Genomic DNA, 14,744 nt, shown 5'->3' with positions numbered 1-14,744 from the left:
AGTCTAGGACTCGTGCAGCAGCACGGCGATTCCGTCGAGCTGGACCCGCAGGCCGAACTCGAACGCCTCGTCGAGGTCGACGTCGGCCAGCCCGGTGATCGTGTCCGCGAGCGCCGGGAACCGGCCCGACTCGAGGTGCCCGGCCAGCGCCGCCATCTCGGCTTCGAGCCGCTGGGAGCCGGTGATGCCGGTGTCCTGCTCGGTTTCGACCTCGATGGCGTGGCTCACCGCGAGGCCGCCGACCCAGCCGTTGAGCGTCATGATCACCTGCAGCTTCGTCCGCCGGTGCAGCCCGGTGCCGGCCAGCGCCCGCAGCATCCAGTCGACCAGCCGCAGCCCGCTCGGCACCACCGGCGGCCGCACCAGCGAGTTCAGCATCACCGGCGCGAGCCACGGGTGCCGCCGGTAGGCCCGCCACTGCGTCCGCGCGGCCAGCTCCAGCCGCGGCCGCCACCGCGCCGGGCCCGGCTCGGGCAGCTCCTCGGCGCCGAGCGCGGTGTCGGCCATCAGCCGGACCAGCTCGTCCTTGTCCGGGACGTGCCGGTACAGCGCCATCGGGCCGACGCCGAGCTCGGCCGCGAGCCGGCGCATCGACAGCGCCCCGCGGCCCTCGGCGTCCGCCAGCGCGATGGCGGCCCGGACGAGCCGCGCCCGGCCTAGCGGCGGCTTCTGCGGGGTCCGATCGCTCACCACGGTGCCGCTGCCCGGCACCGCGCGCACCCAGCCCTGCTCGCCCAGCACGGTCAGCGCCTTCGCCGCGGTCGCCATCGCCACGCCCCACTCGCGCACCAGCGACCGGGTGGACGGCACCCGCTCGCCGGGCCGCAGCTCACCGGCGGTGATCCGGCGCCGCAGGTCCGCCGCGATCCGCAGGTACGGCGCCTGCTCAGCCACGAACACCCCTCGATCCGTACTAGAACACTTCACGCTGGCGACTAGAACACTTCCAGGGTACTCACCCATTCTTGGCAGCAAGGATTGCCGGGTCTTCGCGCTGGTCCATACGGTGCCGATACAGCGTAAGAGACAGGGGGACGGCATGACCACGACAGAGAAACCGGCGAGCCCGAGCGGGACCCGGCGCGCCACGCCGTGGTGGCGCCGGCCGTGGGTGTTCCCGCTGGGCCTGATCGTCACGGTGTTCCTGGTGTACTCGCTGCCGCCCTACCTCGGGCTGGACCCGGCGGAGTCGCGGATCCCGGCCCCGGACGGCGTCGGCTGGTACTACCCCGTGCTGGTCACGCACATCGGCTTCGCGACCGTCGCGATGGTGACCTGCTCGCTGCAGATCTGGCCGTGGCTGCGGCAGAAGCACCCGGCCGTGCACCGCCGCACCGGCCGCGTGTACGTCTTCGCGGGTGCCATCCCGGCGTCGATCGCCGGGCTCGCCATCGCGGTCGCCGCGCCGTTCGGGCCGGTCGGCGCGGTGTCGAACGTGCTGCTGGCGACGCTCTGGTTCGGCTGCACCGTGCAGGGCTACCGGATGGCGCGGGCCCGGCGCTTCGCCGACCACCGCCGCTGGATGATCCGCAGCTTCGTGCTGTGCATGTCGATCATCAGCAACCGGATCTGGGCGATCGTCTGGTCGGTCGTGCTCCCCGGGCAGCTGGACACGACGTTCGGCGGCAGCGAACTGGCGCTGGGCCAGGCGATCGCCGGGCTCACGACGTGGACCGGCTGGGTGATCCCGTTCCTGATCGCCCAGTGGTGGCTAGACCGGGGACGCCGGCGCGCGACGGTGTGAGAACGGGCGGAACCGGTCGTGAGGGCCGGTTCCGCCCGTCACCCGCCGTCATGCCCCCGAACGGCCTATGGTCCGGACCACATTAATGGTCTATACCAATTAGGTCCGGAATTCCCGCCGCCGCGCTGCTTGTCGTGGAGGTCTCCCCATGCGTCTCCCCCGTCTCCGTCCCCTCCTGGCCGCCTTGGGCGGTCTGGCCGTCCTGGCCACCGGGTTCGCGGCACCCGCCGGCGCCGCGGCCGGCTCGCCGATCCCAGTCGGCCCCTACATCGACATGGGCGCGTGGCCGACGCCCAGCCTCTCGGCGATGTCGGCCGCGAGCGGCGTCAAGGGCTTCACGCTCGCCTTCGTCAACTCCTACGGCTGCAAGGCCAGCTGGTTCGGCGCGTACGACCCGCGCACGGCGTGGCAGAAGGACGAGATCACCAAGATCCGCAACGCCGGCGGCGACGTCAAGATCTCCTTCGGCGGCGCGTCCGGCATCGAGCTGGCCCAGGCGTGCACCACGTCCGCCCAGGTCGCGGCCGAGTACGACGCGGTCGTCAAGGCGTACGGCCTGAAGTACGTCGACATCGACGTCGAGGGCGCGGCCGTCGCGGACCCGGCATCGATCACACGCCGCTCGCAGGCGCTGAAGACGTTGCAGACCAACAACCCGGGCTTGAAGATCTCGCTGACCCTGCCGGTGCTGCCCAGCGGCCTCGACGCGAACGGGCTCAACGTCGTCAAGGCCGCCAAGGACGCCGGGGTGAACCTGGACCTGGTCAACATCATGGCCATGGACTACTACCAGGGCGCGGGCGACCAGGGCGCGAAGGCGATCTCCGCGGCGAAGGCCACGCAGGCGCAGCTGAAGTCGCTGTACGGCCTGAGCGACGCGGCGGCGTGGAAGAAGGTCGGCGTCACCCCGATGATCGGCGTCAACGACTCGCAGAACGAGATCTTCTACCAGAAGGACGCCAAGGCGCTGGTCGCCTTCGCCAAGACGGTCCACCTGGGCATGCTGTCGTTCTGGGAAGCCGGCCGCGACGCGAACGCGTGCACCGGCGCGCTGTACAAGTGCACGAACGTGCCGCAGGCGAAGTACGAGTTCGCGAAGATCTTCGCGGGCTACACGGGCTGAGTCACCACTGAGTCACCAGCTGAGTCACCACCGGGCGGCGTCCGCGAGCAGTGCGTCCCGCACCGCCGCGGGCCCCGCCCGGCAGCGTGAAGCTCATCAGCTCCATCCCTCCCGTCCGTATTCCGCCTTCCATTCCGGTTTCTCGGTCAGCCGTTCGACTTCCCGAAGTTCGCCCGCGGAGTGCATGCCGCCAGCCGGTTTTCGTGGTCCTATACGTTCAAGATCCCCGACTGACGGAGAAGCCGTGCCCGAGCACACCGCGTCTCTGCCTGACGCGCTTCGCGCGGACGTGGAGACGCTCTGGGACTTCCACGACATGCACCACGAACGACACCCCACGGACGTCGGTATCGGACTCGGAAGCCACGACCTCGGCGTCGCCGACTGCGCGGCCGGGCTCTTCAAAGCCGAGTTGTTCCCCGTGATCGTCTTCACCGGCGCGAATGCCCCGACCACGATCGAAAATTTCCCCCGCGGTGAAGCCGTTCACTACCGGGAACGCGCCATCGAACTCGGAGTACCGGCGCAAGCCGTGCTCGTCGAGCCCAACGCGCGAAACACCGGAGAGAACATCATCTTCACGCGGCAAGTCTTGGCGGACCACGGCACCGAAGTCAGCTCTGTCACCCTGGTCTCCAGGCCCTACCAGCAACGACGCGCCTACGCGACTTGCCGGAAGCTCTGGCCGGAAGTCGACGTCACCTGCGCATCCCTCACCCTGCCGCTCGACGAATACATCGCCGGCATCGGAGATGTCGACCGCGTGATCGCCATGCTCGTCGGTGACACCCAGCGAATCACGGTTTACGCCGAAAAGGGATTCGCCATTCCTCAAGCAGTACCCAATCACGTGCGCGACGCCTACGACCGGTTGGTCTCGGCAGGATTTACCCAACGGCTCGTTTGAAAGCGGCTACACGGGCTGAGTCACCACCGGGCGGCGTCCGCGAGCAGTGCGTCCCGCACCGCCGCGGGCCCCGCCCGGCACGGTTCGGTTCTGGTCACCACGAACAGCGTGTTGATCGGCGGTTCCGCCGGGTCCAGCAAAGCGACCAGCGCACCCGAGGCCAGTTCCGCCGCGCACAGGTACCGCGGCAGCACGCTGACGCCGAAGCCGGCGAGCACGCACGTCAGCACGCCCCGCAGGTCCGGGACTACCACCGCGGGCCCCGCCGGCGGCCGGACGCCCAGCACCGAGCGCCAGTAGCGGCGGATGATCGGGAGGTCCTCGGCGTACGCCACCAACGGCGCCGTCCGCGGGTCGCCGGTGAAGCCGCGTGGGCCGACCAGGACGAACTCCTCGTCCGTCAACGGTGTTGCCGCGAAACCGCGGCCGCGGGGGCGGATCGTCGAGACGACCAGGTCGAAACGGCGCTGCGCCAGCCCGGCCAGCAGGTCGTCGGCCAGGCCGAAGCTCACCCGCAGCTTGAGACCGTCGGAAACCAGGTCCGCGAGTGCGGGCAGGACGCGGGCCGTCGTCAGCTCGGCCGGTCCGGCCAAGTGGACCGGCACCGCGAAACGGTCGGCGGGGCCCAGGGCGACGTCGGTCAGCGCGTCGACGTGCGGGGCGATGCGGGCCGCGAGTTCGTCGGCCGCCGACGTCGGCGTGACGCCTCGTGTGCGGCGGACGAACAGCTGCCGGCCCAGCTCCGCCTCCAGGGCCCTGACCTGCGCGGTCACCGTCGGCTGGGACAAGCCCAGTGACGGTGCCGCGCCGGTCAGCGAGCCCGCGCGGTGGACCGCGAGGAACGTCCGCAGCAGGTCGAGGTCCAGGTCAGTCCTCGATCAGCTCGATCGAGTCCACGACGTTCGGGTAGAACGCGACGTGGTCCTTGATCGACGCGACCGCGTCGTACGGCTTCTCGTACGTCCAGATCGCGTTTTCCGCCTTCACGTCACCGGCGTTCAGGCTGTAGTAGTTGCTGTCGCCCTTGTACGGGCAGTACGTCTCGTGGTCGGTCCGCTCCAGCACGCTGAAGTCGACGTCCGCCCGCGGGATGTACTGCGCCGCCGGGTAGTTCGACTCCTGCAGTGTCAGCGCGTTGCGGCTGTCGGCCACCACGCGCCCGCCCGCCTTGACCACCACGCGGGCCTTGGTCGGCTCGACGGTGATCGGGTGGTCCGGTCCCGGGACCAGCACCTTCTTCTCCGGCATGTCAGCTCCTCGACGAAGTCGTGTACTGGGAGCAGCACCCGGGACCCGGCGGTTATTCCGGGTCAGGGCAGGTAGTACATCGGGTTCGGCAGCTTGATCGGCCGCAGCGCGTGGCCGCCTTCGAGGTCGCTGAACTGGTCACCGACGTTCAGCACGATCTTCGCGCCGGTCGCCTCGATGTGCGCCCGCGTGCCCGACTTGTACTGCACGGTGTTGCAGGTCAGGCCGCACGGCAGGTAGTCCGGCGCGGTCACCTTCGGCTTGAAGAACGCAGCCGTCGGGGTCGGGTAACCCTCGTTGGCGAGGTTCTTGAGCGACTGCGGGCCCTGCAGCTCGTTGCGGCCGGTCAGGAAGTACACCTTCACGCCGTGCTGGGCGGCCCAGTTGGTCAGCTCCAGCACCGGCTTGTTCACCTCGAAGGTGCCGTTGTCGATGGCTTGCTGCTGCTTGACCGGGTCGAAGCCGAAGTCGTTGTCGGCCTCCCAGCCGTAGGTGACCTCGGAGGTGTCGTCGACGTCCAGCACGATCGCCGGGTTCTTCACCCGGCCCAGCTGCTGCTGCAGGTAGCGCTTCGCGTCGGAGACGACGTTCTTGGTGTCCTTTACGAACTTGCTCGTGTCGGAGTAGTGGTGCTTGCCCGCGGCGTCGAGGTAGTCGCCGTAGTACGCCTTGACGTCGTTCTTGACCTGGCCGATGTTGGCCGGTTCCTTGGCGCGGGCGGCGGTGGCGTCGTCCGAGCCGGCCAGCGCGGTGGCCCCCGAAGCGACGGTGGCACCGATCGCCGCGGCGGCGGCGAGCTTGACGAGACCTGACCATTTTCCGGACACGGCGACCCTCCAGTGAAGACTTGGCGACTCGGGGAACCTACGTCACGTTCACCCGGAGTTCCACCCTTCGTTGGTTCCTGTTCACTTAGACCCGCTCGGCGCGGCACACGAACGCCACCGGAGCGCGGCCAATCCGCGTCAAAACCACCGATGCTTCCGCGGAGCCGCGTGGTTTCAGCCTGCGGCGCAACGCGTCCGGGTCGACGTCGAGGCCGCGGATCAGGATCTCCAGCCGGCCGACGTCGTGTCGCTTGAGGACGGACTTCAGGGACTTTTCGCTGTACGGGCCCTGCTCCAGGACGCGGAACGCGCGCACGCCCGGCGGCGGTGTGTCACCGGTCAGGTACGCGATGCGCTCGTCCAGCTGCCACAGCCCGTGCCGCGCCGCGTAGTGCCGGACCAGCCCGGCCCGCACGACCGCGCCGTCCGGGTCGACGATCCACTCCCCCGGCTCGCGCGTGGGCAGCTCGTCCGGTTCGGCGTCGGTGACCGTCCACTGCGTCCCGTCCGAGCGCAGCACGCTCGCCCGCCGGGTGACGCCGGTGCCCAGGCCGCGCCACAGGCAGGACTCGCGCACCTGGCCGTCGAGGGACACCAGTTCGACCTCGTCCGCCCACGGCACGATCGCGAAGTCCAAGCCCGGCGCGCACTTCACCGACAGCGGACGCCCCGGGTACGCGTCGACCAGGCCGTCGAGCGGCGGCGTGAAGTCCGCGGGTTTCCAGGCCCGCCGCCCGGCCGCGTCACGTCGAGCCGGATCGGCGACGACCACGGTGTCCCGGCTGACCGGCTTCAGCGCGTCGGCTTGGACGAGCCCGAACGAGACACCCGCGGTGACGCCGTTGTGCCGGGCCATGGCCAGCCGCACCGGGTCCACATCGGACCCGAGCGCGCGCCGCGCCACCCGGGCAATCTCGACCAGGTCCGCGCCGACCGAGCACGTGACGTCGTGGACGTCGAGGCCGGCCAGGCGCCGGGCCCGGTGCCGCGCGACGAGGGACGCGCTCGCCTGCTGGAGCGCGTCCGTGGTGAACAGCCAGTCCACTCCGGACAGCTTGCCGACGGCTTTCCGGCGCAGCACGGCGGTTTCCAGCACCGCGGCCGCGTGCTCTTCGCCGACCAGGCGGCGCACGGCGGCGACGTCGGCGATGCGGTCGGTCAGCGGCCGCGCGGAAGTCTCGGCGAGCGCCGCCTCACCCGCGCCGGAGCGCAGGTAGACGACGTCGTCGAGGCTGAACGCGTAAGGCACTTAGGACGGCCGCTTGGTCCCGGTGATCATCACGTTGTAGAACAGCTCGCGCGGCAGCACCTTCGACAGCAGCTTCTTGTCCACAACGGACAGCCGCAGCCACAGCTTGTAGGCGAACAGCCGCCAGCGGACGGTCAGCTTCTCCTGCGGCACCGCGGCTTCGAACGTCCGGATCGGCCAGCCGGCGAGCGCCGCGGCGAACTCCTCGGTGACCGCGCGGACGTCCTGGGCGCCGGCGCCGCGGGCCCACGACTCCAGCTCCGACGGGTCGAAGGTGTGGATGTCGACCACGGCTTCCAGCGCGGCCGCGCGCGAGGACTCGTCGAGCTCCTCCTGCGGCCGGCGCCAGCCGCTCAGCGCGGGCAGCTTCGTCACGTTGGTCGTCAGGAACCAGGTGAGCTGGCCGAGCTTGCGGGCGTAGGTGTCGCCGATCTTGGTCGGCTCACCGGCGAACACGAACCGCCCGCCCGGCTTGAGCACGCGCAGCACCTCGCGGAACGCCGCCTGGACGTCCGGGATGTGGTGCAGCACCGCGTGCCCGACCACCAGGTCGAACGTGTTGTCCTCGTACGGGATCCGCTCGGCGTCGGCGACCCGGCCGTCGACGTCGAGGCCGAGGCTCTCGGCGTTGCGCAGCGCGACCTGGACCATGCCGGGCGAGAGGTCGGTGACCGAGCCCTTCTTGGCGACGCCGCCCTGCATCAGGTTCAGCAGGAAGAAGCCCGTGCCGCTGCCCAGCTCCATCGCGTGCTGGTACGGCTGGCCGTCATCACCCGCGACGGCGTTGAACACGTCCGTCGCGTAGGAGATGCAGCGCTCGTCGTAGGAGATGGACCACTTCTCGTCGTAGGTGCCGGCTTCCCAGTCGTGGTACAGCACGTTCGCGAGCTTGGGGTCGGCCCAGGCGGCCTGGACCTCTTCCGCGGTGGCGTGCGGGTGCGGTGCCGGGTCGTTCACGTCGGTCAAGGCGTCATTTCCCTTCGAAAGTGGCCTTGCCGGGGCCGTTCTCGATGAACGACTTCATGCCGTTCTGCTGGTCTTCGGTCGCCCAGAGCGCGGCGAACAGGTGCGACTCGAGCTTGAGCCCGTTCGCCAGGTCGGTGTCGAGACCGCCGTCGATGGCCGCCTTCGCCGCGCGCAGTGCCACGGCCGGGCCGTTGGCGAACTGGGACGCCCACTTGTGCGCGGCCGCGTAGACGTCGTCCGGGGCGACGACCTCGTCGACGATCCCCAGCCGCAGCGCCTCTTCGGCCTTGACGAACCGTCCGGTGTAGACGATGTCCTTGGTCTTGCTCGGGCCGATCAGCCGGGCCAGGCGCTGGGTGCCGCCCGCGCCGGGGATGACGCCGAGCTGGATCTCCGGCTGGCCGACCTTGACGTTGTCGCCGGCGACGCGGCGGTCCGCGGTCAGCGCCAGTTCGAGGCCACCGCCGAGGGCGTAGCCGGTGATGGCGGCGACGACCGGCTTCGGGATGTTCGCGATCGCGGCGAGCGTCCCGGTGAGGGTGGCGCCGAACTTCGCGATCTGCGGGTAGGTGCGGGTGGCCATCTCCTTGATGTCCGCGCCGCCGGCGAAGGTCTTCTCCCCGCCGTAGAGGATGACCGCGCGGACGTCGTCACGCTCGGACACCTCTTTGGCCAGCTCCGCGAGCTCGGCGGTGACCTGGGCGTTCAGGGCGTTGACCGGGGGCCGGTCGAGCCGGATCGTCCCGACGCCGTCCTTGACCTCCAGCGATACGAACTCTCCCACGCCCATCCTCCTCATTGACGATCTGCCAGCACGCTACCGGCGGGTAAGGACAGCCTAGCGACGGCGGGCGAAGAAGCGATCCCCGGAGCGTTCGAGCACCAGGTCCTGGTCGAACGTCTTCGAGAGGTTTTCGCTGGTGATGACGTCGTCGACGAGGCCGGACACGACCGCGTGACCGTCGCGGAGGAGCAACGCGTGGGTGAACCCCGGCGGGATCTCCTCCACGTGGTGGGTGACGAGCACCATCGCCGGCGCGTCCGGGTCGAGGGCCAGCGCGGACAGCCGCGCGACGAGGTCCTCGCGGCCGCCGAGGTCGAGGCCGGCGGCCGGCTCGTCGAGCAGCAGCATCTCCGGGTCGGTCATCAGGGACCGGGCGATCAGGGCCCGCTTGCGCTCGCCCTCCGACAGCGTGCCGAAGGTGCGGTCGGCCAGCTGCCCGATGCCCAGCGCGCCCAGCAGCTCGGTCGCGCGGGCGGTGTCGAGGGTGTCGTACTCCTCACGCCACCGGCCCACCACGGCGTACCCGGCGCTCACCACGACGTCCTTCACCAGCTCGTCGCCCGGGACGCGCTGGGCGATCGCGGCGGAGGTGAACCCGATGCGGGGGCGCAGCTCGAAGATGTTGACCTTGCCGATGCGCTCGCCGAGCAGGTCGAGCTCGCCGGTGCTCGGGTGCAGCTCGGCCGCGGCGAGGCGCAGCAGGGTGGTCTTGCCCGCGCCGTTCGGGCCGAGCACCACCCAGCGCTCGTCGAGTTCCACGGACCAGTCGAGGCCGGCGAGGAGGTCGTTTGTCCCGCGGCGGACGCCGACACCGGCCATCCGGACCACGAGGTCGTCAAGTTCGCTGGGCTGGATCGGCTCGCTCACGAAGCCCATTCTGTCTGCCGTCGCGCGCGCGTGCGCACCCGCCCGGGTGAGACGGCCGATCGGCAGGTCGGGGACGTCCACGAAGTGGAACTCCGCACTCCGGAAGTGCCCGGCGCGGCGCGGCTGTGGCAGGATCACGGACATGTCAGCCGACGCGCCCGTGACCCCGGTGACCCGGGGCTCGTTCTGGCGCCGTCGCACGATCGACCTGCTCCTCGTCGCCTCGGCCGGGTGTACCCCGGCACGGCTCCGCTGACCCCGCGCGTCCTTTTCCCGACGTGCGGCCGGTGCCGTGCACGCCCCCGCGTCCCGATCACCTTTCGCGTCCGAGGAGCCCCGCGTTGACCACTTCCATCACCCGTCCCGCCGTCGAGATCCACCCGCAGCTGACCGACCCGCTGCTGCCCGAGCTGCTGCACCCGTCGCGGCTGCTGTGGACCCCGCGTGAGCTGGCGGACCTGACCGCCACCGTGACCACCGAGCTGACCGCGAACGTCAAGGCCATCCTGCGGTTCGACGAGGACCGCCGCTGGTGGGCCCGGCTGGCGCTGACCGACGGCGTCGAGCTGTGGCTGCTGTCGTGGCTGCCCGGCCAGCACACGAAGCCGCACGACCACGGCGGCGCGTCCGGCTCGTTCACCGTGCTGCAGGGCGAGCTGAACGAGGAGTACCGCTACCCCGGCGGCCCGATCCGAAGCCGCACGCACACCGCGGGCGACGGCATCGGCTTCGGCGCCGGGCGCGCCCACCAGGTCACCGGCATCGGCGACCGGCCCGCGGCCAGCGTCCACGCGTACTCACCGCCGCTGGTGGCGACACGCGAGTACACGACGCTCGCGGACGTTCCGGCCGAAATCCCGCCGCTGCCCGCTATCGTCCGCCGATGAGCGCCATCGACACCCTCCTGGCCGCCGCCCGATCCGGCCTGGAGCGGGCGACCCCGGCCCGGGCCCACGAGCTGCAGGAGGCGGGCGCGCTGCTCGTCGACATCCGGCCGCTCGCCAACCGCGAGGCCGAGGGCGAGATCCCCGGGGCGGTGATCGTCGAGCGGATCCACCTGGAGTGGCGCCTCGCGCCCGACAGCGACTGGCGGCTGCCCTCGGTGACGCCGGACTCGACGGTGATCGTGCTGTGCAACGAGGGCTACTCGTCGAGCCTCGCGGCGGCCGACCTGCAACGGCTGGGCCTGCCGCGCGCGACGGACCTCGAAGGCGGCTTCCGGGCCTGGGCGTCCGCCGGCCTGCCCGTGCAGACCGGCGGAAGCCCGGCGGTTCCCTAGGTTTCGTCAGCTCAGCGCGGGCGCGACCTGTGCGGCGAACAGGTCGATGCCGGCGCGGTCGTACGCGGCTTCCGGGAAGTTGAAGATCGCGTAGGACATGCCGAGCTCGCCCATCGCGGCGAGCTTTTCGGTGACCTGCTCGGGTGTACCGGTGGTCGGGCTGTTCTCGAAGTTGGCGAACCACCGCTCGGCCGCGTCCGCCGGGGTGTACTTGTGCAGGTGGGACTTCAGCCACGCCAGCTTGTCCTGGACGTCCTTTTCGGTCTCCCCGATCACGACGTTGTGGTTGACCGAGCGGACGATCGCGTCGAAGTCGGTACCGACGTCCTTGCAGTGCTGCGCGAGGATCTCCGACTTCCGGGTGAACGTCTCGGCGTCGCCGCCGAAGTTCGTGTACTTCGCGTACTTCGCCGCGATCTTCAGCGTCTTCTTCTCACCGCCGCCGGCGATCCACAGCGGGATCCCGCCCTCCTGCGGCGGCAACGGGCGCAGGATCGCGCCGTCGGTCTGGTAGTGCTTGCCGTCCAGTGTGGACGTCCCGGTGGTCCAGAGGTCCCGCATGATCTGGACGCCTTCGTCGAGCTGCCCGAGCCGTTCGCCGGCGCCCGGGAAGCCGTAGCCGTAGGCCCGCCACTCGTGCTCGTACCAGCCGGCCCCGATCCCCATCTCGACGCGCCCGCCGGCGATGGTGTCCGCGGTCGCGGCGACCTTCGCCAGGTAGGCGGGGTTGCGGTACCCCATGCAGGTGCACATCTGCCCGAGCCGGATGGTGTCGGTCGCGGCGGCGAACGCCGAGATCAGCGACCACGCCTCGTGCGTGGCCTCCTCCGTGGGTACCGGCACGGTGTGGAAGTGGTCGTAGACCCAGATCGATTCGAAGGGCCCGGCTTCCGCGTGCTTCGCGAGGCCGAGCATGGTCTTCCAGTGGTCCGCGGGCTCGATGCCGGCGAGGTCGATCCGCCAGCCCTGCGGGATGAAGAGTCCGAAGCGCATACCCCCAACTTAACGCGACCGACGCCGGGACGCGGTGTGGTTTTCGGCGCTGCCCGGCTGGAGCAACTCCAGGTCAGCGGCAGGCTTTCCCGGCGCGGGCGAGAAAGCCGTGAAGGACTCCTTACCAGCTCTTACGGCCGGGAAGGGGGCCTTCACGGCTTTGCTCAGGCCAGGATGACGCGGGCCAGCTCCGCCGGTGTCGCCAGCAGGCCGTGCTTCGGCAGCACTCGGACCGTGTAGCCGATCGCTCCCGGCTGGGGGAGCTTCAGGCGGGCCGCGAAGGCGCCGATGCCGTCGCCCTCCATCGGGACCGTGACCGGGTCGCGCAGCTCGTCGTCGTCGACCACCCGGCCGACCACCGCCTGGATGTCCACTTCGGACGGTTGCAGGCCGGCCAGGTCGATGCGCGCGCGGATCGTCACCTCGGTGCCCACCACCAGCGGCTCGGTCGCCTCGACCTGCAGCTCCGAGTCGAAGATCTTCACCCGCGGCCACGACACCTCGATCTTGGTGCGGTAGTCCGCCAGCGACAGCGCGCCGCGGTAGCCGTCGCCGGTGGCCGCCGCGACCGTGCGGGACGCCGGGAGGTACCCGTGGTCGACGTACTCGCGGACCATCCGGGAGGCCTGCACCCGCGGGCCGAGCGTCTCCAGCGTGTGCCACACCATCGACAGCCAGCCGGTGGGCACGCCGTCGGCGGACCGGTCGTAGAACAGCGGCGAGATCTGCTGGCCGAGCAGGTCGTAGAGGGCCGCGGCCTCGAGGTCGTCGCGGCGCAGCGGGTCGGCGACGCCGTCCGCGGTCGGGATCGCCCAGCCGTTGCTGCCGTCGTAGCTCTCGTCCCACCAGCCGTCGCGGATGGACAGGTTGAGCCCGCCGTTGAGCGCCGACTTCATCCCCGACGTCCCGCACGCCTCCAGCGGCCGCACCGGGTTGTTCAGCCAGACGTCGCAGCCGCGGTAGAGGTAGCGCGCCATCGACATGCCGTAGTCCGGCAGGAAGACGATCCGGTGCCGGACGTCCGCGCCGTCGACGAACCGGACGATCTGCTGGATCAGCTGCTTGCCGTTCTCGTCGGCCGGGTGCGACTTCCCGGCGACGACGACCTGGATCGGCCGGCGCTCGTCGAGCAGCAGCGTGCGCAGCCGGTCCGGGTCGCGCAGCATCAGCGTGAGCCGCTTGTACGTCGGGACGCGGCGGGCGAAGCCGACCGTCAGCACGTCCGGGTCGAACACCGAGTCCACCCAGCCGAGCTCCAGCGGGGACGCGCCGCGCTGCAGCCACGCCGCGCGCACCCGGCGCCGCACCTCGAACACGAGCTTCTCGCGCAGCTCGCGCCGCAGCGCCCACAGCTGGGCGTCCGAGACGCCTTCGCGCAGCGGCTTGTCACCGGAGTCGAGGCCCCACTCGCGGCCGAGCAGCGTGCTCAGCTCGCGCGCCACCCACGTCGGGCCGTGGACGCCGTTGGTCACCGACGAGATCGGCACCTCGTCGTGGTCGAACCCGGGCCACAGCCGGGAGAACATCTTGCGCGTGACGCGGCCGTGCAGCTGCGAGACGCCGTTCGCGCGCTGCGCCAGCCGCAGGCCCATGTGCGCCATGTTGAACAGCCCGGGGTTGTCCTCGGCGCCGAGCGCGAGCACGCGCCGCGGGTCGATGTCGGGCACCAGCCGCCCGTCGGCGAAGTAGCGCTGCACCAGGTCCACCGGGAACCGGTCGATGCCCGCGCTGACCGGGGTGTGCGTGGTGAACAGCGTCCCGGCGCGGACCGCGGGCATGGCCTCGTCGAACGCGAGGCCGTCGGCCTGCACGATCTCGCGGGCCCGCTCCAGCCCGAGGAACCCGGCGTGGCCTTCGTTGGTGTGGAACACCATCGGCTGCGGGTGGCCGGTGATCTCGCAGTACTTGCGGACGGCGCGGAAGCCGCCGATGCCGGCCAGGATCTCCTGCCGCAGCCGGTGGTCGGCGTCGCCGCCGTAGAGCCGGTCGGTGACGCCGCGCAGGTCGTCGTCGTTGGCCTCGGTGTCGGTGTCGAGCAGCAGCAGCGGCACCCGCCCGACGCGGGCCTGCCAGATCTGCGCGCACAGCTCGCGCCCGCCCGGCATCGCGACGCCGATCAGCACCGGCCGCCCACCCACCGTCAGCAGCTCGAGCGGGAACGCGTTGGGGTCGATGACCGGGTAGTGCTCGACCTGCCAGCCGTCGAGCGAGAGCGACTGCCGGAAGTAGCCGTTGCGGTAGAGCAGCCCGACGCCGACCATCGGCACGCCCAGGTCGGACGCGGCCTTGAGGTGGTCGCCGGCGAGCACGCCGAGGCCGCCGGAGTAGTTCGGCAGGGCCTCGGTGACGCCGAACTCCATCGAGAAGTAGGCGACGGCCGGCGGCAGGCCGGCGTCGTCACGCTGCTGGTACCAGCGCGGCTCGGACAGGTAGTTCTCCAGGTCCGCGGCGGCGACGCGGGCCCGGGAGAGGAAGTCTTCGTCGACGGCGAGCTCGTCGAGGCGGGCCGGCGGCAACGCGGTGAGCATGCGCAGCGGGTCGCGGACGGCGTCGAACAGCTCGGCGTCCATCGACGCGAACAGGTCGCGCGTCGGCGGGTGCCACGTCCAGCGCAGGTTGGTGGCCAGCGCGCCGAGGCCGGAAAGGGACTCCGGGAGGCTGGCGCGAACGGTGAACCGGCGGACTGCACGCATGGACAGCGACGATATCGGGCCGCCCCGCGCGCTGCTCGGGGAGTACTTCGGGGATTACGCGCAC

Annotated in this window: 15 protein-coding genes; 5 read left to right on the top strand and 10 right to left on the bottom strand. The window is 70.8% G+C overall.

All coding sequences use genetic code 11. From position 1 onward, the window contains the following. Positions 1–3 precede the first annotated feature (3 nt). Entirely contained in the window at positions 4–900 is an 897-nt protein-coding gene (locus OHS58_RS45710; protein ID WP_326955493.1) for a TetR/AcrR family transcriptional regulator C-terminal domain-containing protein, read from the bottom strand. A 139-nt stretch (positions 901–1,039) separates the two neighbouring features. On the opposite strand from OHS58_RS45710, the gene OHS58_RS45705 reads away from it, so the two are divergent. The 3 genes from OHS58_RS45705 to OHS58_RS45695 all read left to right on the top strand — a co-directional run bounded on the left by OHS58_RS45705 (position 1,040) and on the right by OHS58_RS45695 (position 3,774). Then, the gene (locus OHS58_RS45705) at positions 1,040–1,744 is read left to right on the top strand and encodes a DUF2306 domain-containing protein (protein ID WP_328646415.1); all 705 of its coding nucleotides are present in this window, start codon (positions 1,040–1,042) and stop codon (positions 1,742–1,744) included. A gap of 148 nt (positions 1,745–1,892) precedes the next feature. Then, complete coding sequence (locus OHS58_RS45700; RefSeq protein WP_328646414.1) at positions 1,893–2,867, top strand: chitinase; 975 nt, start codon at positions 1,893–1,895, stop codon at positions 2,865–2,867. 316 nt (positions 2,868–3,183) lie between these two features. Then, positions 3,184–3,774, top strand: a complete 591-nt coding sequence (locus OHS58_RS45695; RefSeq protein WP_442875578.1) for a YdcF family protein — start codon at positions 3,184–3,186, stop codon at positions 3,772–3,774. Between the two features lie 20 nt (positions 3,775–3,794). Here the strand turns inward: OHS58_RS45695 and OHS58_RS45690 are convergent, their stop codons facing one another. The 7 genes from OHS58_RS45690 to OHS58_RS45660 form a co-directional block, all read right to left on the bottom strand. Next, positions 3,795–4,625 (bottom strand): LysR family transcriptional regulator, encoded by an 831-nt coding sequence (locus OHS58_RS45690; protein WP_328649967.1) that lies wholly within the window; start codon positions 4,623–4,625, stop codon positions 3,795–3,797. A 16-nt stretch (positions 4,626–4,641) separates the two neighbouring features. Beyond that, a complete protein-coding gene (locus OHS58_RS45685) occupies positions 4,642–5,022 on the bottom strand; it encodes a DUF427 domain-containing protein (protein ID WP_328646412.1) in 381 nt (126 codons plus the stop codon). Between the two features lie 62 nt (positions 5,023–5,084). After that, a complete protein-coding gene (locus OHS58_RS45680; protein WP_328646411.1) occupies positions 5,085–5,849 on the bottom strand; it encodes an HAD family acid phosphatase in 765 nt (254 codons plus the stop codon). An 85-nt stretch (positions 5,850–5,934) separates the two neighbouring features. Beyond that, complete coding sequence (locus tag OHS58_RS45675) at positions 5,935–7,098, bottom strand: class I SAM-dependent methyltransferase (RefSeq protein WP_328646410.1); 1,164 nt, start codon at positions 7,096–7,098, stop codon at positions 5,935–5,937. Further along, positions 7,099–8,064, bottom strand: coding sequence for a class I SAM-dependent methyltransferase (locus OHS58_RS45670; RefSeq protein ID WP_328646409.1), 966 nt, complete (start codon positions 8,062–8,064; stop codon positions 7,099–7,101). It abuts the gene before it with no gap. Positions 8,065–8,068: 4 nt separating this feature from the next. Next, entirely contained in the window at positions 8,069–8,848 is a 780-nt protein-coding gene (locus OHS58_RS45665) for an enoyl-CoA hydratase/isomerase family protein (RefSeq protein WP_247061786.1), read from the bottom strand. Positions 8,849–8,902: 54 nt separating this feature from the next. Then, on the bottom strand, positions 8,903–9,724 hold the full coding sequence (locus OHS58_RS45660; RefSeq protein ID WP_247064023.1) for an ABC transporter ATP-binding protein: 822 nt from the start codon (positions 9,722–9,724) through the stop codon (positions 8,903–8,905). 332 nt (positions 9,725–10,056) lie between these two features. On the opposite strand from OHS58_RS45660, the gene OHS58_RS45655 reads away from it, so the two are divergent. Then, a complete protein-coding gene (locus tag OHS58_RS45655; protein ID WP_326955497.1) occupies positions 10,057–10,602 on the top strand; it encodes a cysteine dioxygenase in 546 nt (181 codons plus the stop codon). Next, positions 10,599–10,994 carry a rhodanese-like domain-containing protein gene (locus tag OHS58_RS45650; RefSeq protein ID WP_326946810.1) on the top strand — a complete coding sequence of 132 codons (396 nt, stop codon included), beginning with the start codon at positions 10,599–10,601 and terminating at the stop codon, positions 10,992–10,994. Before OHS58_RS45655 ends, OHS58_RS45650 begins: the two co-directional genes overlap by 4 nt. A gap of 6 nt (positions 10,995–11,000) precedes the next feature. On the opposite strand, the gene OHS58_RS45645 is transcribed toward OHS58_RS45650, so the two are convergent. Together OHS58_RS45645 and glgP are read right to left on the bottom strand one after the other, a co-directional pair. After that, on the bottom strand, positions 11,001–11,987 hold the full coding sequence (locus tag OHS58_RS45645; protein WP_326946809.1) for an LLM class F420-dependent oxidoreductase: 987 nt from the start codon (positions 11,985–11,987) through the stop codon (positions 11,001–11,003). Positions 11,988–12,151: 164 nt separating this feature from the next. Beyond that, entirely contained in the window at positions 12,152–14,680 is a 2,529-nt protein-coding gene (gene glgP, locus OHS58_RS45640; protein ID WP_328646408.1) for an alpha-glucan family phosphorylase, read from the bottom strand. Between the last annotated feature and the right edge of the window lie 64 nt (positions 14,681–14,744).

Origin of the sequence: Amycolatopsis sp. NBC_00348 (assembly GCF_036114655.1) — a bacterium.
In the GTDB taxonomy this organism is placed as follows: domain Bacteria; phylum Actinomycetota; class Actinomycetes; order Mycobacteriales; family Pseudonocardiaceae; genus Amycolatopsis.
This window is presented reverse-complemented; position numbering and strand designations above follow the sequence as displayed.